Consider the following 20171-nt stretch of genomic DNA (forward strand, 5'->3'; position numbering starts at 1 on the left):
TTGCAGACAGCCCGATTGCGGGCATCATGACTCCGGCTGCCAGTCGCACATGTCCAGCCCGCCCTCGCGCAGACGCTCGAGCAGCTCGACGTTGCGCGGCGCAGCCACATAGGCGAGCCCGCCGCGGCGATCAGTGCGCCGAAAGATGTCGCGCGTCTCGAGGCCGCTGTCGCTGGGCACGACCTCGGCGATCGCATGAACCCCGCGAAAGCCCGAGCGCATGTCGATGCGCATCAAGATGACCAAATGAATGACGTCGGAAATCTCCTGGGTCAGCGACATCCGCAGGTCGGCGCCCGAGCCCGCCAGGCAATAGCGCAGCAAGCGCGAGAGCGCCTGGCGGGGCGTCGATGCGTGGATGGTGCTCATGGATCCGTCCGAGCCGGTGCCGCACGCTGCGAGGAATGCCGCCGCCTCAGGTCCTCGGATCTCGCCGATCACGACGCGATCCACGCCCGAGCGCAGGCTGCGCACCGACAGTTCCGGCATCTCGACCGCGCCGAGGCCCTCGTTGTTCGCCTCGCGCGTCTCGGCTGCGAACGTCAGGGGATGGGACTCGTGAAGGAACAGCTCGAAGGTCTGCTCCAGCGTGCACACGATCTCCGACGGCCCGATCTCGGCCAGCAGTGCCCGCAGCATGGTCGTCTTGCCCGCGCCCAAGGCCCCGCCCACCACGAGATTGGCCGGCGCAGGCGGACGCACAGCAGCTCGCAGGAAGTCTGCGGCCTGGTCAGTCAGCGAGCCGGCCTCCACCAGGTCTTCGAGACGGACCCGGCGGTGCCGATGGCAGCGCACCGTGAGGTACGGCTCCTGGCTGACTTCCATTGCGGCGAAGAGCCGCTCGCCGCTGCTGAGGCGCAGATCGAGCATCGGAGCGCCCGAATCGAAGCGTCGGCCAGTCTGCCCGTGGGTCGACGCCAAGTGAGCGATGAACCGAATCATCTCCGCCTCGTCGGCGAACACCTGCTCGGAGATGCGCTCCTTGCGTCCGCCGCTGAGCCCGAGCAAGCCGAAGTGCGGGCCGAAGAAGTAGATGTTCTCGACGTCGGCACGCTGCAGGAACGGCTCGAGGGGGCCCGCTCCGAGCAGCATGTCGGCCTGGCCGCGCAGCCAGTCGATGTCGGCGTCGTCGAGGCTGTGCCCGTGCTCATCGAGTGCCGTTGCCTCGAGCCGCCGGACCTCGCGGTCGAGCAGCCTCGCGCAAGCTTCGTGCGGCACCTCGCCGGTTCTCGACAATTCGAGCCGAAGCAGCTGCATCTGGGGATACACCTCAGCCCAGATTTCGTCTCGCAGCGACATGTGCGACCTCAAGAATTGCCGCGGACAGCGGTCTCGCCCAATGGTGCGCCAGCCGACGGCGCGGCGCACACTTCGTCGACCTCTGCGGGCAGCTCGCTCGGCGTCAACGCGTCAGCGCGGAATCGGGTGGCCTCGGCTGCGCGCAGCATGCTCGCCCGCATCGTCTCGATCACCGAGTCGAGCGAGCGGGTCAGTTCCCGGCCCCTGCGCCCGGCGTTGCGCGCCAGCAGCATGTTGTCGTTCACCAGCGGAATCTCTCCGGCGACCTCCAGACCCACAGCGGCATGCACATGGTCACCGGCGATCTTCGTAAGGCCCTCGACCACCAGCATCGTCGGCGCACCGGTCTCGTGGCCGGCTTCGGGCACGACGAAACGGAGCAAGCCCGCCGCGCCTCGCAGGAGGTCCAGCGGTGTCGCCGGAGCGACAAGGAGGGTGTGCCCCGCCCGCAGCAGGATGCCGAGCTCGGGCACCGGAGTGCGCAGCGTGGCTGCGATCACGGCGTGGACGCCTGCCGAGCTGAGTGCGGCTGCCAGCTCGCCGACTCGGCCCGCAAGCCACTCGATGCCGTAGCGGCCGCCGTTGGGGTGCGACGCCCCCAGCAGGACCGGCACCGTCGCCGACGGGTAGTCGAGCAACTCGACATGGGCGCCGAGCAACTCCGGCGACAGTTCGCTGCGGCTGGCAATCAGCGACGGCAGCCCGCGACGCGCTGCGCTGTAGCTCTCGCCGGTGGCTTCGCCGAGCCGCCCGGCGAGCGTCGAGCCGGACGCATCGGCGTCGATCACCAGCGTCCGCTCGCCGGCAGCACTGAGCCGCCGCGCGTAAGCAATCGCCAGAGAAGCGGCGCTGGTCGCCGCCAGCGGTGCAGTGAGCAGGGTCGTGATCATCGGCCGGCCTGCATAGTGCCGCAGTCGCCATTCGCCTGGGGCATCACTCCTCCGGGTCCTGCACCGTGAAGCCGAATCCGGAGTCCGAACCGGCATCGGCGCCGAAGCTGCCTTGGAAGACCGCACTCACTCGGTCCCCCCAAGCGGCAGCCCAGACTGCGTCGAGATCTCGGGACATCTGCTCGATGTCGGTGCCCTCGGGGACGGGCAATGCTTGGGGCGCTGCGCCCAATCGGCTCGGCAGGCCGAGCCACCATGCCCACGCATCGGGCGGCAGGAACAGCGTCAGCGCGTTGCCTTCGAGGTGCTCGATCGTCAATGACTGCAGCACCGCAGGGGGCCGGCCTTCGGAGTCGGGCGTGGGCTCGGCGCCGGGGTCGACGATGAGCACCGTGTCGCCGCTCGCGATGCCCGAGGGCGCATACCGCAAGTCGAGCTCGATCACGGCTTCGAGCTGACCCGGGCCGGGCGCGGGATCCACCGGCGCCGCGGTCTCGACGATCACCGGCGCTCGTTGCTGGAACTCCTCGAACCACACGGCGTTGAGCTCGACTGCGAGCTGTTCGGCGTCTTGGCCCACCGTCAGCGGAATGGCCTCGAACCGGCCGCCGGCGTCCGCGAGGTCGTTGCGCCACGCCTGGTACTCGGCCGGCTCAGCGAAGATCCTCATCGACTCGCCGTCGAAGTTGACGACCTGGAACGAGCGAAGCACTCGGCGAGGCCGTGCCGGGGAGTCGTCGGTGGCCTCCGTCGCCGGAGCGACCAGCAAGATCTCGTCGCCTTCGACGACGCCGTCGGGCGCCAAGGCGGTGTCGAGCGGCACGATGACCTCGAGCTGGCCGCCGGTGGGCCCCTCATCGGGGAAGAGCATGTCGTCCGCGGTGATCGGGCTTCCTGCTGCGATCGGGCGGGCAGCGAGCAGCCCCGCAAACGATTCGACCGCCGACGACGACCACTCGACATGGGGGATGTCGCCGAGGACCGCCCGCGCCGAGGTCAGATGTGACGCATCGACGGTTTGGCCGGCATCGATGTGCGACGCAGCGACGACCACCTGGATTCGGTCGTCGAGTCGGCTCGCCGTCACCATGAACGCCGTGACGCTGGCGCCGCACAGCACCACACCGACGAGGATCAGCAACAGCCGACGCGTCGTCGGCGACATGGCCCTGCGGGCACGCCTGCGTGCTGGGGGCGCCGTCGGCAAACCCCCTTCTTCAGCGTCGCCGAAGTGACCCGCCGCGCCGGAGGCATCTCGCCCATCGCTCGGCGAAGCAAAGCTGTCTGTGTTCTCAGAGCTGCTCATTGCGGGCAGTTCTCAGAGTTGCTCATTGCGGGCATCTCCGTTCTCGATGCGGGGCCACCGAAGCGAGGGGACAGATGTTGTAACCGCCCCCGGCGCTCACGCAAGGGCGATTGTAGTTTTCGCGACCTCAGGGACGATACGCACGAGCGCGCCCGATTCCGTGCTCTCGCAGGTCTGCTTGTTTCCCGCTCGTGTTCGCTGCCGCTCACGGGCTGGCCGGGCCACGGCTTCGCCTGTCGGCTCAGCCTGCGACCGGGCTCGACTCAGCATGTACGGCGGCCGCTTCGGCGACGATGGCCGCTGCCGCAGCGTCGGGATCGGGTGCCTCGGTGATCGCCCGGCCGATGACGAGCAGGTCGGCTCCTGCGGCCAGCGCCTGGGCTGGGGTTGCGATTCGGCGCTGGTCGGCCTGTTGCGCCCCGACCGGACGGATGCCCGGCACGACACGGAGCAGTCCGGGCGCCGCACTCGACACCGTCGCAAGGTCGGGCGCCGCGCACACGACGCCGCCGCAGCCTGCGCGCTCGGCCAGCGTGGCGCGTTCGGCCAGTGCGTCGGGCAGCGCCTCGGCGTCGGAAGTGAGCACCGTGACGCCGAGCGCCATCGGCACAACGGCGCCCGAGCCCGCTTCGGAGTCGGCCGCGCCCCGGCGGGCGCCGGCGGCGCCCTCGCTCAGCCCGCGGGCGCCGGCGGCCACCATGTCGGGGCCGCCTTGGGTGTGCAAGGTGAGCAGCCACACGCCCAATGCCCCCGCGCGTCGAGCCGCCCGCTCCACCGTGTTGGGTATGTCGTGCAGCTTGAGATCCAGGAACACCCGACTGCCCGACGCCACGATGTCGCGCACGATCCTGGGGCCTTCGGCGACGAACAGTTCGAGGCCGACCTTCATCACCCCGAAGTCGGACCCGAAACGCTCGACGAGTGCCATGGCGGCGGCGTGGTCGGGAACGTCGAGCGCAAGCGCCAAGCGGTCGCGTGCGGTCAAGTTCACGGCTGCGGCTCGATGCCGGGCCGGTGGGCGCGGCCGGTCAGGCTCGCGACGCGGGAGAACTTGTGGCGCCGGCACCAGCGAGCCAGCTCGTTTGCCACGTTTCGAGGCGCCCTGGGGTCCCAGAACGATGCGGTGCCGACTTGGACGGCGCTGGCGCCGGCTGCCATGAGCTCGGCGGCGTGCTCCCCCTTGGCCACTCCGCCCACACCCACGATCGGCACGTCGCCCAGCGTCGCCCGCACGTCGTAAATGGCCCTCACCGCCACGGGCCGGATGGCCGGGCCCGACAGCCCGCCGCCGCCATTGCCGAGCGTGGGCTGCGCGGTCTCGGGGTCGATCGACATCCCGAGAACGGTATTGACGAGCGTGAGCGCCTCGGCGCCTGCGCCCAGGGCCGCCTCAGCGATCTCGACGAGATCGGTGACATTGGGGGTGAGCTTGGCCCACACCGGCACGCCTGCCGCGCCGGATGCGCTGACGGCCTCAGCGGTGGCGACGGGGTCGCAGGCGAACATCTGGCCTCGGCCTTCGAGGTTCGGGCAGCTCACGTTCACCTCCAGTGCAGCGAGGCCGGCGCCCGCGAGCGTTCGGGCTGCGGCGGCGTAGTCGTTCACGGTGCGGCCCCAGATGCTGGCTACGACGCGTGCGCCCGTGCGTTGCAGGCGCGGCAATTCATGCTCGAGCCATGCCTGCGCGCCGGGGTTCTGCAAGCCCACCGCGTTGAGCATTCCCGCAGGCGTGCCCACCACCCGCGGCGCCCGATTGCCTGCCCAGTCGAACGGGGACAGCGATTTGGTCACGACCGCGCCCAGCGAGGCAAGGTCGACGTAGGCGCCGATCTCGGTGCCGTAGCCGGCAGTGCCAGAGGCAGTCATGACGGGGCTGGGCAGCTCCACGCTGCCGATCCGCACGGTCATGTCGATTGGCAGGGCGGCCCGCCCTCTAGGCATGGTCGCGCCGCATCGACGCATCGAACTCTGCGTGGAATTCCTGCAGCGGCCGCACCTGCAAGTCGCTGGCGAGCCACTCGCGCAGGCCAGTCGCAGCGGCTCGGGCGGCGGCGACCGTGGTCAGGCAGGGGATGTGGTGGGCTCTCGCCGCCGCGCGGATGTGGCGGCCGTCGAGCTGGGCGCCACGGCCGCGTGGCGTGTTGACGATCAGATCGATCCGGCCGGCTGAGATCAGCTGGACAGCGTCCTCGCCGGGCGAAGTCTCGTGGCCGTCCACCGACAGCTTCGCCACTTCGACAGCGACGCTGACCTCGCTGGAGCGCAGGTACTCCGCAGTGCCCGATGTGGCGGCGATCTCGAAGCCGAGCCCGATCAGCACGCGTGCCACCTCGAGCCCTTCGGGCTTGTCGCGGTCGGCGAGGGTGAGCAGCACAGTGCCGCTCGAGGGCAGTGCGTCTCCCGCAGCGATCTGGCTCTTGGCGAATGCCAGACCGAAGCTGGCGTCGATGCCCATGACCTCACCGGTCGAGCGCATCTCGGGGCCGAGCACGGTGTCCACCGTGGGGAACCGGCCGAAGGGCAGCACGGCTTCCTTGACCGAGACATGGCGCGGCGCTCCCGCCGCGGCGTGAAGCTGGCCGTTGCAGGCCCACCCGGGCAGCATCCCCGCCGCCTCGAGTTCGTCCAGCGTCTCGCCCGCCATCACGCGCGACGCTGCCTTCGCAAGCGACACCCCGGTTGCCTTCGCCACAAACGGGACGGTGCGTGACGCCCTGGGGTTGGCCTCGATCACGAAGACCTCACCGGCCTTCACGGCGAACTGCACGTTCAGCAGCCCCACCACGCCCAGCGCCTCGGCAAGCTGGCGGGTGTGGGAGACGATGGTCTGCTGGGTCTCGATGCCGAGGCTCTGCGGCGGGATCGCGCAGGCGCTGTCGCCCGAGTGCACACCGGCCTGCTCGACGTGCTCCATGATCCCGCCGAGCATCCAGGCGCCGGTGCGGTCTCGCAGCGAGTCGACGTCGACCTCGATGGCGTCTTCGAGGAAGTGGTCGACGAGCACCGGCCGCTGCGCCGACAGCCCGCCTTCGCGCCCGAGCGAGGAGAATTCCGCCAGCTCGGCCATGGTGGCGGCGAGCTCGTCGTGGTCGTAGACGATGGTCATGGCCCGACCGCCCAGCACATAGCTGGGGCGCACGAGCGCCGGAAAGCCGATCTGCGCGCAGATCGCCGCCGCCTCGGCCGGACCCGCCGCGGTGCCGCCGGGCGGCTGCGGGATGGCGAGCGCCGCGCACAGCGCGTTCCAGCGCTCGCGGTCCTCGGCCAGATCGATGGAGTCGGCGGGTGTGCCGCAGACCAGCGCCGCAGGGAGCTCAGCGGCCAGCTTGAGCGGCGTCTGGCCGCCGAGGCTCACGATGACGCCGACCGGGTCTTCCGCATCGATGATGTTGAGGACGTCCTCGGTTGTGAGCGGCTCGAAGTACAGGCGATCGGAGGTGTCGTAGTCGGTGGAGACCGTCTCGGGGTTGCAGTTCACCATCACGGTCTCATAGCCGGCCTCGCGCAGGGCGAAGCTGGCATGCACGCAGCAGTAGTCGAACTCGATGCCCTGGCCGATGCGGTTGGGGCCTGAGCCCAGGATGATCATGCGGGGGCGGGTGCCGGGACGGATCTCGTCCTCGTCCTCGTAGGTGGAGTAGTGGTACGGCGTGCGGGCGTCGAATTCGGCTGCGCAGGTGTCGACGGTCTTGAACGTGGCGCGCACGCCCGCATCGAGGCGCGCTGCGCGCACGTCGGCTTCGCTCACTCCCCACAGCCATGCGAGCTGCGCATCGGCGAAGCCGAGCTGCTTGGCCCGGCGCCAAGCGCGGCGCCCGAGCTTGCCCGGGCTGCCGGCGGCCTCGAGCGCGGCACGTTCGTCGACTATGGCGAGCATCTGGTCGACGAACCACGGGTCGACACCGGTGGCGGCGCAGATCTCGTCGGGATCAGCGCCGCGGCGCAGCAGCTCCCCCATCTCGAAGATTCGCTCGGGCGTGGGCGTGCAGATCGCATCTGCCAGCTCGGCAGTGGAGCGCTTGGCGTACTGCGCCTCGCCTGCGTCGGCGTTGAGGCCGAAGCGGCCCTGCTCGAGGCTGCGCAGCGCCTTCTGCAGGCTCTCAGGGAATGTGCGGCCGATGGCCATCACCTCGCCCACCGATTGCATCTGCGGTCCGAGCACACCGGACGCGCCGGGCAGCTTCTCGAATGCCCAGCGCGGGATCTTCGTCACGACGTAGTCGATGGTCGGCTCGAAGCTGGCAGGCGTCTCGCCCGTGATGTCGTTGGTGATCTCATCGAGCGTGTAGCCCACGGCGAGTCGGGCGGCGATCTTGGCGATGGGGAAGCCTGTGGCTTTCGACGCCAGGGCCGAGCTGCGGCTGACTCGGGGGTTCATCTCGATGATGATCTGGGTGCCGTTGGCGGGGTTGACGGCGAACTGCACGTTCGAGCCGCCGGTCTCGACGCCGATGCGACGGATGCAGGCAAAGGCCGCGTCGCGCATTTCCTGGTACTCGACGTCTGACAGGGTCTGTGTGGGGGCGACGGTGATCGAGTCGCCGGTGTGCACGCCCATGGCGTCGAAGTTCTCGATGGAGCAGATCACCACGCAGTTGTCGGCGCGGTCGCGCATCACCTCGAGCTCGAATTCCTTCCAGCCCTTCACCGACTGCTCGATGAGGATCTCGCTGATCGGGCTGGCGTCGAGGCCCGCCGCTGCGGCTGCGGCGAACTCCTCGGGCGTGGTGGCGAAGCCGGTGCCCTCCCCGCCCAGGATGTAGGCGGGGCGGATGATGACCGGCAGGCCGATCTCGTCGATGGCCTCGCTGGCTTCGTCCATGTTGTGGGCGATGGCCGAGCGGGCGCATTTCAGGCCGATCTCGGTCATCGCGTGGCGGAAGCGGTCGCGGTCCTCGGCGGTGTCGATGGCCTGCTCGGACGCCCCGATCATCTCGACGCCGTAGCGGTCGAGCACGCCGCTGTTGGCGAGCTCGGTGGCGAGATTCAGTGCCGTCTGACCGCCCAAGGTGGGCAGCAGCGCGTCGGGGCGCTCGCGGGCGATGATCGCCTCGAGCACCGCGGCGTCGAGCGGCTCGATGTAGGTGGCGTCGGCGAACTCGGGGTCGGTCATGATCGTGGCCGGGTTCGAGTTGGCCAGCACCACCCGGTAGCCTTCTTCGCGCAGGACACGGCAAGCCTGGGTGCCCGAGTAGTCGAACTCGCAGGCCTGGCCGATCACGATCGGCCCCGAGCCGATGATGAGGATCGAGCTGATGTCGTCGCGGCGCGGCATCAGTTCGATCCCCCAAGAGGCTGCGCCGACAGGCACAGCCGTGGCCCGAGCGGCCCGTGAGCGACAGCGAACAAGAGCGCGAAACAGTAGGCACGGCAACGAGAGGGTTCACCCATCGGCGCGTCCTCCGAGACGACTGGCAGCACCGTTGGGCCGGCGAGCGCTGCCCCAGAACGACGACATGAGGTCGGCGAAGCGATCGAAGAGGTAGCGCGAGTCATGCGGGCCGGGGCTCGCCTCGGGGTGATACTGCACGCAGAAGGCGGGCAGGTCGCGACAGGCGAAGCCTTCGAGCGCGCCGTCGTTGAGGCACACGTGGGTCTCGTCGACCCCGGGCACCGAGCCCGACTCGATGGCGAAGTTGTGGTTCTGGCTGGTGATCTCGATGCGGCCGGTGGACTCGTCACGCACCGGCACGTTGCCGCCGTGGTGGCCGAAGGGCAGCTTGTAGGAGCGGCCTCCGAGCGCGAGCCCGAGCACCTGCTGGCCGAGGCAGATGCCGAAGATCGGCACCTCGCCGAGCAGATCGCCCAGCGCGGTGGTGACGCTGCCGGCCATCTGGGGATCGCCGGGGCCGTTCGAGAGGAACACGCCGTGGGGCTCGCGGGCGAGCACCTCGTCCGCGGCGGTGCCGGCCGGCACGACCTCGACGGTTGCGATGCGCCCGAGATTCGCGGTAATGGCGCGCTTGATGCCCAGGTCGTAGGCGACGACGCGCCACGGCCCGTCGCCGACGGTGTATGGCTCGGCGGTGGTGACCTCGCTGACGAGATCGACCCCCGCGGTGCCGGGCTCGGCTTGGGCTTCGGCAGCGAGCCGATCCAGTGCCGCATCGTCGGGCGCGGGGCCGAAGGCTCCGGGCATGGCGCCGCAGTCGCGCACATGTCGTGTGAGCCGCCGCGTGTCCACGCCGGCGATGCCGGCGATGCCGTGGCGGGTGAGGTAGGCGTCGAGGTCGCTGTCGGAACGCCAGTTGGAGCGGCGGCGGGCCAGATCGCGGACAACGACGCCACGGCAGAAGGGACGGCGAGACTCCGCGTCGGCGGCCGTTGTTCCGTAGTTGCCGATATGGGGATAGGTGAACGCGATGATCTGGCCCGCGTACGACGGGTCGGTGATGACCTCCTGGTAGCCGGTCATCACCGTGTTGAACACGACTTCGCCCGAGGCCGTCCCCGCCGGCTCAGGAGCGAGCGCGCCGATCGTCTCGCCCTCGAAGACCGTTCCGTCGGCGAGGACCAGTGCACCGGGCGCGGGTGCGGCGAGGTTGTCTGCGGCTGCGGTCATCGGGTCGTTCCTGCGGCGAGCGCAGCGACGGTACCGGCAGGGCTGCGCAGTGCACCGCCGGCCACGACAAGACGTCCGGCAACGACTGTCGCCGTCACCATCACGTCCATCTGGTGGTCTCGGTGCGGGGTGTTGCGCGCCATCGAGACCGAACCTCGCTCGGCCAAGGTCCACGGGCGATCAAGATCGAGCACCGCGAGATTGGCCGGCTGCCCGGACTCGATCGCACCTCCGCCCAGATGCGTGGCGCCAGTCAGCTCGGCGGGTCGCCAGGCGAGCGCGTCCAACGCTGTTTCGAGGCTGATCCGGGGGTGGCCGAAGACGATTGCAGCGCAGGTTTCCAGCGCCGCCACGCCGGGCAACGCCTCGTCGAAGGGAAGATCCTTTGCCTGCGGCGGCACCGGGGAGTGGCCACTGACCACGGCGTCGATGGTGCGGTCGCTGACACCGGCGATGAGCGCCTCCTGATCGTCCGAGGTGCGGTACGGCGGCTCGGCGCGCATGAGCGTGTCGTAGCCGTCGGCATCGGCGTCGACGAAGAGCAGGTGCTCGGCAGTGACCGATGCAGAGATGTCCAAGCCCTCGGCCTTGGCGGCGCGCACCAACTCGACCGTGCGGGCCGCACTGATGCGGTCGAGGTGCAGGCGCCCTCCGGTGAGCCGTGCAACGCCGATGGCGGCGGCGGCGGCGAGCTCTTCGGAGGCTGCGGGTTCGCCCGCCAGGCCCATCCGTGCCGACACTGCGCCCTCGGCAACGGCGGCCGTTCCGTGAAGATGCGCCGTGGCTGGGCGCACCGACACGGTTGCGCCGAGCGGCCCGGCGTACTGCAGCGCGCGGCGCAGCAGGCCGATGTCTGCCAGCGGGCACACGTCGGTGAACCAGCGGACACCAGCGTCGGCCAACTCTGCCATCGGCGACAGGCGCAGCCCGGCCCGGTCGGCGGTGATCGTGGCAGCCGCGATGACGGCGCAGCATCCCGCGGCAGCGTTGCGGCGCAGCTCGGCAAGCTGTCCCAACCGATCGAGCGGCGGGTCGGTGTCGGGCTGTGCGAGCACGGCGGTGAACCCGCCGAGTGCTGCGGCCGCAGCGCCGGTGGCGACGGTCTCGGCCTCTTCGTTACCCGGCTCGCCGAGACGTGCGAACAAGTCGATCAGACCCGAGGCGACGACGCATCCGGTTGCATCGACGACGTGCACGGAACCGTGGCGGTCTGTGCCGGGCGGGTCCACTGCGGCGATGTGTCCGTCTGCGACGGTGATGTCCGCACGCCGGCGACCAGCACGCTCGACGATCTCGCCGCCCGCGAGCACAAACGGCTCACCGGCGGTCGGCAGCGGCGTCTCCGACACTTCAAGCACCGCCCTGGCTCGTTGACGCCGCGGCGGGTTCGGCCCCGGTGATGTCTGCGCTCGGCAGCGCTGTTCCCGATCCGATCAGGCGGAACAGCACGGCCATGCGGGCGGCCACGCCGTGGGACACCTGCTGGGTGACCAGCACGCGGCTCGCCGCAAGGTCTTCGAAGACCGCGCCGGCGATCTCGATGCCGCGGTTCATCGGACCGGGATGGGTGATGACCGCGTCGGGTGCCAGGCGCTGGGCTCGCTCGGCGGTGAGTCCGTAACGAGCCACGTACTCGGGAACCGATCCGATCAGCCCGTCGATCATGCGCTCGCGCTGGCAGCGCAGCAGACCCACCACGTCGAGTTCGTCGAGCACGTCGTCGAGGCTGTGGGTGATCTCGACACGCTTGGCTGCTTCGGTCGGGAGCCAGCAGTCGATCCAATCACGCGGCTGGGCGGGCAGCAGCGTCGGCGGTGCGACCAGCACGATGCTGGCGCCGAGGGCGGTGTAGGCCTCGATGTCGCTGCGAGCCACGCGGCTGTGCACGATGTCGCCGACGATGCCGATGCGCAGCCCGGCCAGCGTGGGCTCGTCAGTATCGGGGGCGCCTGGCTGGCCGTCGGTCATCGGGGTGAAGTGCCGCCACAGCGTGTAGGCGTCTTGCAGGCCTTGAGTGGGATGGGCGTGCCACCCGTCGCCGCCGTTGAGCACAGCGACGCCGTCATCGGCCCACCGGGCGATCTGGGCGGGCACCCCGGCGCTGCGATGCCGTATTACCGCCGCATGGATGCCCATCGCCTGGACGGTCTCGAACGTGTCGCGGATCGACTCGCCCTTGGCCAGCGACGACGAGGCCGCCGAGAAGTTGAGCACGTCGGCCGAGAGCCGCTTGGCAGCCGTCTCGAAGGCGAGCCGGGTCCGCGTGGATTCCTCGAAGAACATCGTGGCCACGGTGCGGCCCCGCAGCGCTGGCACTCTGGGAATCGGCCGGCGGCCCACTTCGACGAATCGATCGGTGAGCGACAGCAGTTCGGCGATGCCGTCAGTGCCCAGCTGGCCCAACGTCAGCAGGTGTCCGCTCACTTGCGCATCTCCCCCAGCAGCACGCCCTCGAGCGTGACGTCCACCATCTCGTCACGGCCGGTGGGCAGGTTCTTGCCGACGAAATCGGGGCGGATGGGCAGCTCTCGGTGGCCGCGGTCGATCACCACGGCGAGCTGCACGGCGCGGGGCCGCCCGAAGTCGTTCAGGGCGTCGAGCGCGGCGCGGATGGTGCGGCCGGTGAACAGCACGTCGTCGACCAGCACGACGGTCATGGCGTCGAGGTCGAAGGGGATGTCGGTGACGGCTTCGGCCATGACCGGGCGCAGCGCGATGTCGTCACGGTGCATCACCACGTCGAGCGTGCCGAAGGGCACGTCGGTGCCGTCGATCTCGAACAGCAGGCGCACGATCCGCAGCGCAACCTGCACGCCGCCGGTCTGCAGGCCCACTACCACAAGGTTGTCGAGGCCCTCGTTGCGCTCGATGATCTCGTGGCTGATGCGGGTGAGCGCCCGGTGGATCCCGCTGGAATCGAGAATGGTGGTCCGGGCAACGAAAACGCCCCCAAAGGGGGGCGTCATACGTCGCTCGCGGTCTGCCACGCGCAGGTCCTTCCTGTCCGTACGGGCCTCACCGGACCCGCTTCACGGTCAGAACCGCACCCTAGCGCGGGCCTCCCCCGACCCAGCGTGCAATTGCGCTCCGAAGGCGGGCCGACCACTGCTCGACCACGTTGTGCGGGCACTGCTCGGCGGATTCCCGCAGTTCGGCTTGGCTGAACGGCCACCTGCATGCCCACTAACCCGCAATCTGCATAGTGGCTAACCGACAATCTGCATGCCTACTAACCCGCAATCTGCATTGTGGCTAACCAACAATCTACGTGACCACTAACCCAGGATTTGCAGAGCGACTCATCGACAATTCGTGTATGAGCCGCCTCATGCAGAGTTCTGACAGTGTCGGCCCACGATGTGCTGGCACTGGTACCATATATGGCATGCATAAGACCACCGTCTACCTTCCTGAGAAGATCAAGGCCGGTATAGAACGCGAGGCCCGGCTTCGGTCGTGCTCCGAAGCCGAGGTGATCCGCCAAGCCGTCGCCGACGCCGTGACGCGGCCCGCCCCCCGATCGGGCATCATCGGGGGCGACAGCGCATGGGCGCTCGAAGTCGACGAGTTGCTCACGGGCTTCGGCGAGTGACCGTCGTCGCCGACACCAGCGCCTTGGTCGCGTTCTACAGCGAATCGGGCGCCCAGCACGATGACGTGAGTGCATGGCTCAAAGCCCACGGCGAGCTGATGATCGTCTCGCCGTACGTCGTGGCCGAGCTCGACTATCTCGTGGCCACGCGCAAGGGCGTCGACGCCGAGTTGGCTGTGCTGGCCGAACTGGCCGGAGGCGCTTACGAACTCGCTGCGATGAGCGCCGCCGACATCGCGCTGGCCGCAGATCTCATCGCTCGATACCGAGGCCTCGGTATCGGAATCACCGATGCTTCGCTGGTGGTGCTCGCCGCGCGCTACGGGACCGACACCATCCTCACGCTGGACCGCAGGCACTTCGGCGCACTGCGATCCCTCGCCGGCGAACCGCTCAACATCGTTCCGGACTAGCAGAGCTCGAATGAGAGCCCGGTGTGAGCAGGGTGAATCTCGTCGTCAGAGTTCGACTGGGTGCGCCGTGCCAGTCTCGGCCGGTTGATCTTCGCCGGAACCGTACGTCTCGCGTGCGTGCCGCTCGCCCACGCCGAGAATCTCGCCGATCCGACACCAAGTGGCACCGCCGGCGCGCGCCTCGCCGACTGCCAAGGCGACTTCACGCTCGCACAAGGTCTGGGCCCGCGCAGCTCGCTCGAGCAGGTACTCGGCGACGGGGACCTCGTGCGCCTCGGAAGGATCGAAGCCCTCGAACCAAACCGCCAGCTCATCAGCCCGTGAGTGGATCTCCTCAGCCGGACGGCGGGCTGTGCTCATTGGAGAAACTTATCCCGCGCCGGCATCGCGTGGATGATGACGTCTCGCTCCTCGCACTCTTCGACGCCGATCTCCAAGATGTTCCCGCCCCAACCGCCGCCGACGAGCAGCACTCGATGGTGTTGGTAGTACAACCGGATCGGATTGCGATAGGCGTGCAAGATGTCCTCTTCAGAAATCCCGTGCTTATACGCGCTCGCTGCGACGGACGGGATCACTGCGTCAGGGTGTGGAACTCGGCGAAGTGCAGACGGCGAGACTGGTGCCAGCGAGGTGGCCGACGTTGAGCTTGTTGAGGTCGAGCGCGTGGCGGCCGTGTGCTGGGGCGAGGCCTCGCAGGATCACGGGCGACCAGTCCAGCGACACATCGGCTCGCACGGCGTCGCCGTGCCGGCACACTCCGCAGGCCGGAGCGGCACAACCCGGCGGAAGCGTGCACCTCTGGGACGTGGCGTTGCCGACGGCGCACGAGTCGAGCGTGACCGTCGCCACCCGTCGGGCCTCGTTCGCGGCGTGGTTGCGCAGCCCGATGGCCTGGGCGGTGTCTGCTGCGGCAGCGCTGAAGAGTGCGCACATCGCAGCCAGCGCCAGCGCCACGAGGGGCGTGCTCATGTCGGGGCGCTCAATCGCAAGACTGCGGCCGTCGCAGCACCGGCGTGCCCGGCGGCATTAGGCAGCGAGGTCACGACCCTGTACCTGCGCGCGCTGGCACGGGCACGGCGACTCGGGCGCGGACGGTGTCGGCGAAGAGCGGCGACACCGCCAGCGGGCAGGTCACTTCGACGCTGAGTGCTGCCGGTGCAGGGTCACCTGGCAGGCGGTGCACTGCCGCGGCGACGTCGAAGCGAGCATCGGCGATGTCGCAGTCAGACACGGACGCAGCACCGACGACGCGCGCCGCGATATCTGCGGCATGGCCGTCGAGCTCGGCAGCGCTGATATCCGGCGGCGACGAGAGGGCGCTCGCGGCGTAATGCGCCGCCTCGACGCTGGCCGCATGGACGCTGCCCGCAGCACGGGTCGCGTCACCCGAGTAGTCCACCAGCCAGATGCCGAACACCAGCACGGCCGCCGCACTGAGCATCCCGACGCTCTCATCCATGAGCCCGCGTCCCCTGAGACGACATGGCCCGAACTTGTTGCTCACGAACGGTGCGGCCACCGAACGACACGTCTCCGCTGCGTCGGCGCCGAGCAGGCCAGCATCGAGCCGTGCGGTCACGAGGCGACCGGCAACACCATTCCCAGACCGGATGGCTGTCTGCTGTGCTCAGCATGGCGGTGCCACGGGAGCTCGAAGCGCGGCGCCGGTGGCGGATGGCGGGCGGCGACAGGCCACGCCGAGAGCGCCGCGCGATCCAAGCCAGCCGTCGGAAGCGACACGGACCGACACGATGACCGAGCATGTGCCATCGGCCCGCACGTCGACAGCCGTGGGCTGGACAGCGGCGAGCTGCGCCGTGCGGTCCACTGCTGCTTGTGCCGCTGTGGTCGTTGCATCGACGGGAAGGCTCGCTTCGCTGCAGTCCCAGTCTGGCGGGACGAGATCGGTCACGGCGATGGCCGCGGCGTCGGCCGCGCCCTGCGCCGCTGCAGCGCCGACCTGTCGGGTGAACAGCGAGATCACCAGCGCCATGAACACCGCCAACACGCTGAACAGGCGCAGGATCGATATTGGGCCGTCCATACCCGCCTACCCCATCATCGACAGGCGAAGGCAAGAACTCGTCGGTACACAGGGGCTGCTAGCTGCACGCATTGCTGGCCCAAGTGCCGCCCACGGCCTTGCACAGCGCCTCTGTTTGGATCTTCGAGTACTTGACTTCGTCGTCAGTGGACTGAGGGGCGTTGTTGCCCAGCGTGGTCCACATGACCGTCACCACCAGTACTGAGGCGGCGACCGCGGCGGCGATGAAGATCAGCTTGGTGACTGGTGAATCCATGAGTTGGCTCCTTGGCCGTTTCTTCGGGTGTTTGGGACTTGCGGGTTTCAGGGAACGAATCCGGCAGGCGGGATGGCGCAGGCGCACCCCGCCGGCGATGCCATGAGAGGCGCTCGCTCGTCGTCCGCGAAGACGCGGTGGCAGTGCTCATGGCGACGGCAGGGCATGGCGAGCGGCCTCACACGCTCGGCAGGGTCATGACGATGGTGACCATGACGACGGCGGAGGCCACGACGGCGAGCAGCGAGGCCGATGCGCCGACGGTTCGGCCGAGGCGGTCGATGGCTTCGCGGCGGCGGTCGTCGATGGCTCGCACCACACGGTCCAGGACGCGGTCGAGCAGTTGCGATGCGGCAGCACCGGATCGTTCGGCGGCGTCCACCGTGCACAGCAGCGAGGCGGTCGGCGAATCGGCGAGTTGCGCCGCTACCGCAGCGAGCGGGTCGCGGCCACCGATAACCGCTGCGTTGACGGCACCGGCGGCTGGTGCAAATGCCGGGTCGGTGACTCGCTCCGCCGCGTCGAGCACGGCCACGCCGATGGGCCGTCCGGCTGCGACGAACAAGCGGATGCGGCGCAGCCACAGCAGCACGGCCCCGTCCAGCCGGCGGCGATGACCCGACAGCACAGCACTGGTGATCACGGCCGGCACAACCCACGACGCCACAACGGCAACCAGCAGCGACCACGCCATGGCTGAATCAGGCGAGGCTGCGCCTTGTGCAGGCAGCCGTGCCCCGGCCACGAAGCCCACCGCGATGGCCGCGACTGCCACAGCGACAGTGAGCATCGTGAGACGAGCGGTGCTCCAGCCCAACGCGGCCAAGCTCCGGCGGTTGCGGCGCTTGCGTTCAGTCGCCAAGAGCGTGCCGAGCGCGGCCAACGCGCCAAACCCTGCCAGAGCCCACAGCGCGACAGTGCCGAGCGGTGGAAGCGGACCGCTCACTCGAGGATCTCCCGGGCCGCAGCAGGCGAACAGTCGAGAAGCAGGAGGGTGCCGCTCATCGCAGCATCTCCCACGCTGACGCGAGCGGGCGGGCGCACAGGGCGACGCCGACCACGGTTGCGGCGAGGCCGACGCGCTGGCCTTGCGGCCCGCTCAGCCATGCCCAGGCATCTGGACTCACGAGGGCGCTGCCCAACGCGACGGCCGCGCCGAGCGCGGCGGCAAGGCCGAGCTGGGGCAGGTTTGCCGCAACGTGGCGGTGGAAGTGTCGGGCGGTTGCAGCGGCCTCTGCCGCCTCGGACTCCACGACCTCCAGGATCGGCACCCACTCACCGCCGCTGGACGCGGCCACAGCCACGGCATCCGCCAGCCACGCTGCGACCTCACCCTCGTCGCCGGCCGCGAACCGCTGGGCTGCCGCCTCGACACCGATGCTGCGGCATTCCGCCACGAACTTGGCCGCAGTCTGGGCGATCGGTCCGGAGGCCAGCGGCGCCGACGTTTCAAGCGCGTCCACGACTGTTCGAGAGACCTGCGCCTGGTTCGCCAGGACCGCTGCGAACTGCGCTACCGACTCCGCTGCAGCCACGCGCCGGCGGCTGCGCACGACTGTCGCAGCGCACCACGCGCCGACGCCCACGACGGCAGCCGTCAAGCCGGCCGCGGCGGGCCCGAGCAGCGAGCCCGCGACGAAGGCCGCTGCCCCGCTGAGGAGCCACGGCCAGCGAAGCGAGGTGCGCTCGGCACGCCGAACCGGGACGACGTCAGAAAACAGGGTCCACAGTGCGGCGCCCGCACCGACCGCGCCGAGTGCTGCGAAGTTCAGCACGCAGCCTCCTCGACACGGCGGTCGTCGCCGACACCGTCGGACACTGACCTGCGCGACCACGATTCGTCGACGAGGGGCTCGTAGGGCGGCGGGTCATCAATCGGCACCAGCGGTCCCGGATCCCACAGGGCGTCGCCCCCGTTCGTCTCTGCGCAGAGCGCCGCATCGAACATCGGCGGATCTGGCTGCGGCTCAGCCGGCGCCGGTGCTGCGACTGGGCCCGCATCGAATTGCGGCCCTTCAGACGGCTGCGGCGATGGGGCCAGGTTGCCGATGCCGGGGCGGAGCGCGGGGCCGCCAGCGGGTGCGGGCTCGGGAATCAAGGCTTCGGCAGACGCAGGCGAGAGCGGTCGCTCAGAAGCGAGTGCGTCGGCCGTCGCCGGGTCGAGTGCCGGTGTGTCGACGATCTGGGAGAACAGCGTCGGGCCGTGCGGCAGGGGCTCGCTGGCGAATGCGACGCCGGCGGCGCCGTAGATCTGCGTCATTCGGCCCACGGGACGGCCTCGGGGCGTCGCCCAGCGATCACCCCGACGCAGGGCCCACAGGCACGTCGTGGAGATGACACCCGACAGCTCGTCGATGCCGGTGAGCTGGGTGACGTCTGCGACGACGCGCTCGCCGGCGTCATTGCGGCCCAGCCAAACGCACAGATCCACTGCCGCCGCGATCTGGCGGCGGGCGTAGTCAGGCTCGGCGCCCTCCGAGCAGGCGTAGGCGACGAGCTTCTCGAGCACGCCCTTGCCGGGCTGGGAGTGCAGCGTGACCAGGCAGCCGTCCAGCCCCGACGACATGGCGTCGAGCAACGCCTCGCAGCCCTCGCCGCGGATCTCGCCCACCACGAGCTTGGCGGCATTGGCCCGCTTGGCATCCCGGATGTGATCGGCCATGGAATGGCGCCCGTGACCGTCCTGGTTGGGATCGCGGGTCAATCGCTCGTAGGTGTTGGGGTGAATGCCGTACTCGTGCAGGCGCAGCTCGGGGGTGTCCTCGATCGTGTCGATGCGCTCGTGATCGGGCACGGCGGCGAGCAGCGCTTGGCACAGCGTCGTCTTGCCGCCGCCCATAGCCGCTGCCACCACAACATTCGCCCGCACCCGACCGGTGATGGCCTCGATCAGCACGCTGCCCAGCTCCGGTGAAGCAACACCGAGATCGTCGAGACGGATCCGACCGGCCATATTGGAACGCAGCACCACGTTCGGCGGACTGGTCACGAATGCCTCGGCGTGCAGCCGCCAACGATCCCCGACACGCACATCGAGGCGCGGGTCCAATTCGTCGAAACGCTGCGGGCGGTCGCCGGAGTAGCCGGCGAGAAACCGCACCGCCTCGACGAGGTCCTCGTCGGCAGCGAACGGCGACGGGCGGCGCTCGACACGACCCCCGGCGTACTGGACCAGCATGGATTCCCCGCCGCGAATCTGGAATTCCTCGACGTCTGGCTCGGCCAGCAGGTCCTCCAGAGCATCGGTGGCGGCGCGGGCGGCATTGCGCCGCCGCACGGCGCCGTCGGAACGGTCGAGCCGCTGGGGTGCGCATGCAGCCGATGTCAGCGAGCGGCCCAGCCGGTGCATCTGCCGGTAGGCGCTGCGCTTGCCCATCCGCTTGATGCGCACGACCCGATCCGCCCCGAGCGCTTCGGAGAGCTCGCCCGTGGGATCTCCCCGATCCCCGTCGGCAGCAGGCAGCCAGACAGCGACCCGCGGCACCGTGACCGCCAACGCGGCATGCCAGGATTGCGTCGCCTGGGTGCCGTCGCTGGATCGGGTTGCGGACAATCCGAGAGAGGAAGCGAGCAGCAGCACGATCTCGCTGGCTGCCGCAGCAGCCGCCGCGACGACATCGCGCTCGGCACTGCTGGTCAGCCACACCACGCACGGCTCGCCCGAGGCCTCAGGGAGCGATGTCGAAGACATGTCCGACCAGATGAAGGCCCGACCCGCAGCGGCGGACAGCCCTGTGTGCAATGCGTCACGGCACCAGTCACGCGCCGCAGGCCTCATGGCGTCGTCGCACAGCACGAGCAGCACG

At 69.6% G+C, this 20171-nt stretch carries 21 protein-coding genes; 2 read left to right on the plus strand and 19 right to left on the minus strand.

Annotation, left to right across the window (positions count from 1 at the left end):
• Positions 1–24: 24 nt before the first annotated feature.
• The 10 genes from ACOGJB_RS04335 to pyrR form a co-directional block, all read right to left on the minus strand.
• On the minus strand, positions 25–1299 hold the full coding sequence (locus ACOGJB_RS04335) for a CpaF family protein (RefSeq protein ID WP_419839589.1): 1275 nt from the start codon (positions 1297–1299) through the stop codon (positions 25–27).
• Between the two features lie 8 nt (positions 1300–1307).
• Positions 1308–2189, minus strand: coding sequence for a hypothetical protein (locus tag ACOGJB_RS04340; protein ID WP_419839590.1), 882 nt, complete (start codon positions 2187–2189; stop codon positions 1308–1310).
• 43 nt (positions 2190–2232) lie between these two features.
• On the minus strand, positions 2233–3354 hold the full coding sequence (locus ACOGJB_RS04345; RefSeq protein WP_419839591.1) for an SAF domain-containing protein: 1122 nt from the start codon (positions 3352–3354) through the stop codon (positions 2233–2235).
• 382 nt (positions 3355–3736) lie between these two features.
• On the minus strand, positions 3737–4480 hold the full coding sequence (gene pyrF / locus ACOGJB_RS04350) for an orotidine-5'-phosphate decarboxylase (RefSeq protein ID WP_419840679.1): 744 nt from the start codon (positions 4478–4480) through the stop codon (positions 3737–3739).
• 2 nt (positions 4481–4482) lie between these two features.
• A complete protein-coding gene (locus ACOGJB_RS04355) occupies positions 4483–5403 on the minus strand; it encodes a dihydroorotate dehydrogenase (RefSeq protein ID WP_419839592.1) in 921 nt (306 codons plus the stop codon).
• A 25-nt stretch (positions 5404–5428) separates the two neighbouring features.
• On the minus strand, positions 5429–8770 hold the full coding sequence (carB, locus tag ACOGJB_RS04360; protein ID WP_419839593.1) for a carbamoyl-phosphate synthase large subunit: 3342 nt from the start codon (positions 8768–8770) through the stop codon (positions 5429–5431).
• Positions 8771–8878: 108 nt separating this feature from the next.
• Positions 8879–10057 carry a glutamine-hydrolyzing carbamoyl-phosphate synthase small subunit gene (carA, locus tag ACOGJB_RS04365; RefSeq protein ID WP_419839594.1) on the minus strand — a complete coding sequence of 393 codons (1179 nt, stop codon included), beginning with the start codon at positions 10055–10057 and terminating at the stop codon, positions 8879–8881.
• Positions 10054–11415: a dihydroorotase gene (locus tag ACOGJB_RS04370; RefSeq protein ID WP_419839595.1), complete on the minus strand. Its 1362-nt coding sequence runs from the start codon at positions 11413–11415 to the stop codon at positions 10054–10056. Before ACOGJB_RS04370 ends, carA begins: the two co-directional genes overlap by 4 nt.
• Positions 11408–12481 (minus strand): aspartate carbamoyltransferase catalytic subunit, encoded by a 1074-nt coding sequence (locus tag ACOGJB_RS04375; protein WP_419839596.1) that lies wholly within the window; start codon positions 12479–12481, stop codon positions 11408–11410. The genes ACOGJB_RS04370 and ACOGJB_RS04375 overlap by 8 nt, the downstream gene beginning before the upstream one ends.
• Positions 12478–13023, minus strand: coding sequence for a bifunctional pyr operon transcriptional regulator/uracil phosphoribosyltransferase PyrR (pyrR, locus tag ACOGJB_RS04380; protein WP_419840680.1), 546 nt, complete (start codon positions 13021–13023; stop codon positions 12478–12480). The genes ACOGJB_RS04375 and pyrR overlap by 4 nt, the downstream gene beginning before the upstream one ends.
• A 419-nt stretch (positions 13024–13442) precedes the next feature.
• On the opposite strand from pyrR, the gene ACOGJB_RS04385 reads away from it, so the two are divergent.
• Both ACOGJB_RS04385 and ACOGJB_RS04390 read left to right on the plus strand, forming a co-directional pair.
• Positions 13443–13649 (plus strand): CopG family transcriptional regulator, encoded by a 207-nt coding sequence (locus ACOGJB_RS04385; protein WP_419839597.1) that lies wholly within the window; start codon positions 13443–13445, stop codon positions 13647–13649.
• Positions 13646–14062, plus strand: coding sequence for a PIN domain-containing protein (locus ACOGJB_RS04390; RefSeq protein ID WP_419839598.1), 417 nt, complete (start codon positions 13646–13648; stop codon positions 14060–14062). Before ACOGJB_RS04385 ends, ACOGJB_RS04390 begins: the two co-directional genes overlap by 4 nt.
• 45 nt (positions 14063–14107) lie before the next feature.
• Here the strand turns inward: ACOGJB_RS04390 and ACOGJB_RS04395 are convergent, their stop codons facing one another.
• The 9 genes from ACOGJB_RS04395 to ACOGJB_RS04435 all read right to left on the minus strand — a co-directional run bounded on the left by ACOGJB_RS04395 (position 14108) and on the right by ACOGJB_RS04435 (position 20170).
• Positions 14108–14422, minus strand: coding sequence for a hypothetical protein (locus tag ACOGJB_RS04395; protein ID WP_419839599.1), 315 nt, complete (start codon positions 14420–14422; stop codon positions 14108–14110).
• Positions 14419–14640, minus strand: coding sequence for a hypothetical protein (locus ACOGJB_RS04400; RefSeq protein WP_419839600.1), 222 nt, complete (start codon positions 14638–14640; stop codon positions 14419–14421). The genes ACOGJB_RS04395 and ACOGJB_RS04400 overlap by 4 nt, the downstream gene beginning before the upstream one ends.
• A gap of 4 nt (positions 14641–14644) precedes the next feature.
• The gene (locus tag ACOGJB_RS04405; protein WP_419839601.1) at positions 14645–15034 is read right to left on the minus strand and encodes a hypothetical protein; all 390 of its coding nucleotides are present in this window, start codon (positions 15032–15034) and stop codon (positions 14645–14647) included.
• A gap of 70 nt (positions 15035–15104) precedes the next feature.
• Positions 15105–15644 carry a hypothetical protein gene (locus ACOGJB_RS04410; protein ID WP_419839602.1) on the minus strand — a complete coding sequence of 180 codons (540 nt, stop codon included), beginning with the start codon at positions 15642–15644 and terminating at the stop codon, positions 15105–15107.
• Positions 15645–15692: 48 nt separating this feature from the next.
• A complete protein-coding gene (locus ACOGJB_RS04415; protein ID WP_419839603.1) occupies positions 15693–16109 on the minus strand; it encodes a hypothetical protein in 417 nt (138 codons plus the stop codon).
• A 58-nt stretch (positions 16110–16167) separates the two neighbouring features.
• Positions 16168–16365, minus strand: a complete 198-nt coding sequence (locus ACOGJB_RS04420) for a hypothetical protein (RefSeq protein ID WP_419839604.1) — start codon at positions 16363–16365, stop codon at positions 16168–16170.
• Positions 16366–16543: 178 nt separating this feature from the next.
• Positions 16544–17311, minus strand: a complete 768-nt coding sequence (locus ACOGJB_RS04425; RefSeq protein WP_419839605.1) for a type II secretion system F family protein — start codon at positions 17309–17311, stop codon at positions 16544–16546.
• Positions 17312–17366: 55 nt separating this feature from the next.
• Complete coding sequence (locus tag ACOGJB_RS04430; RefSeq protein WP_419839606.1) at positions 17367–18140, minus strand: hypothetical protein; 774 nt, start codon at positions 18138–18140, stop codon at positions 17367–17369.
• A complete protein-coding gene (locus ACOGJB_RS04435) occupies positions 18134–20170 on the minus strand; it encodes an ATPase, T2SS/T4P/T4SS family (RefSeq protein WP_419839607.1) in 2037 nt (678 codons plus the stop codon). The genes ACOGJB_RS04430 and ACOGJB_RS04435 overlap by 7 nt, the downstream gene beginning before the upstream one ends.
• Between the last annotated feature and the right edge of the window lies 1 nt (position 20171).

The sequence above is a fragment of the Candidatus Poriferisodalis sp. genome (assembly GCF_965208895.1).
In the GTDB taxonomy this organism is placed as follows: domain Bacteria; phylum Actinomycetota; class Acidimicrobiia; order Acidimicrobiales; family Poriferisodalaceae; genus Poriferisodalis.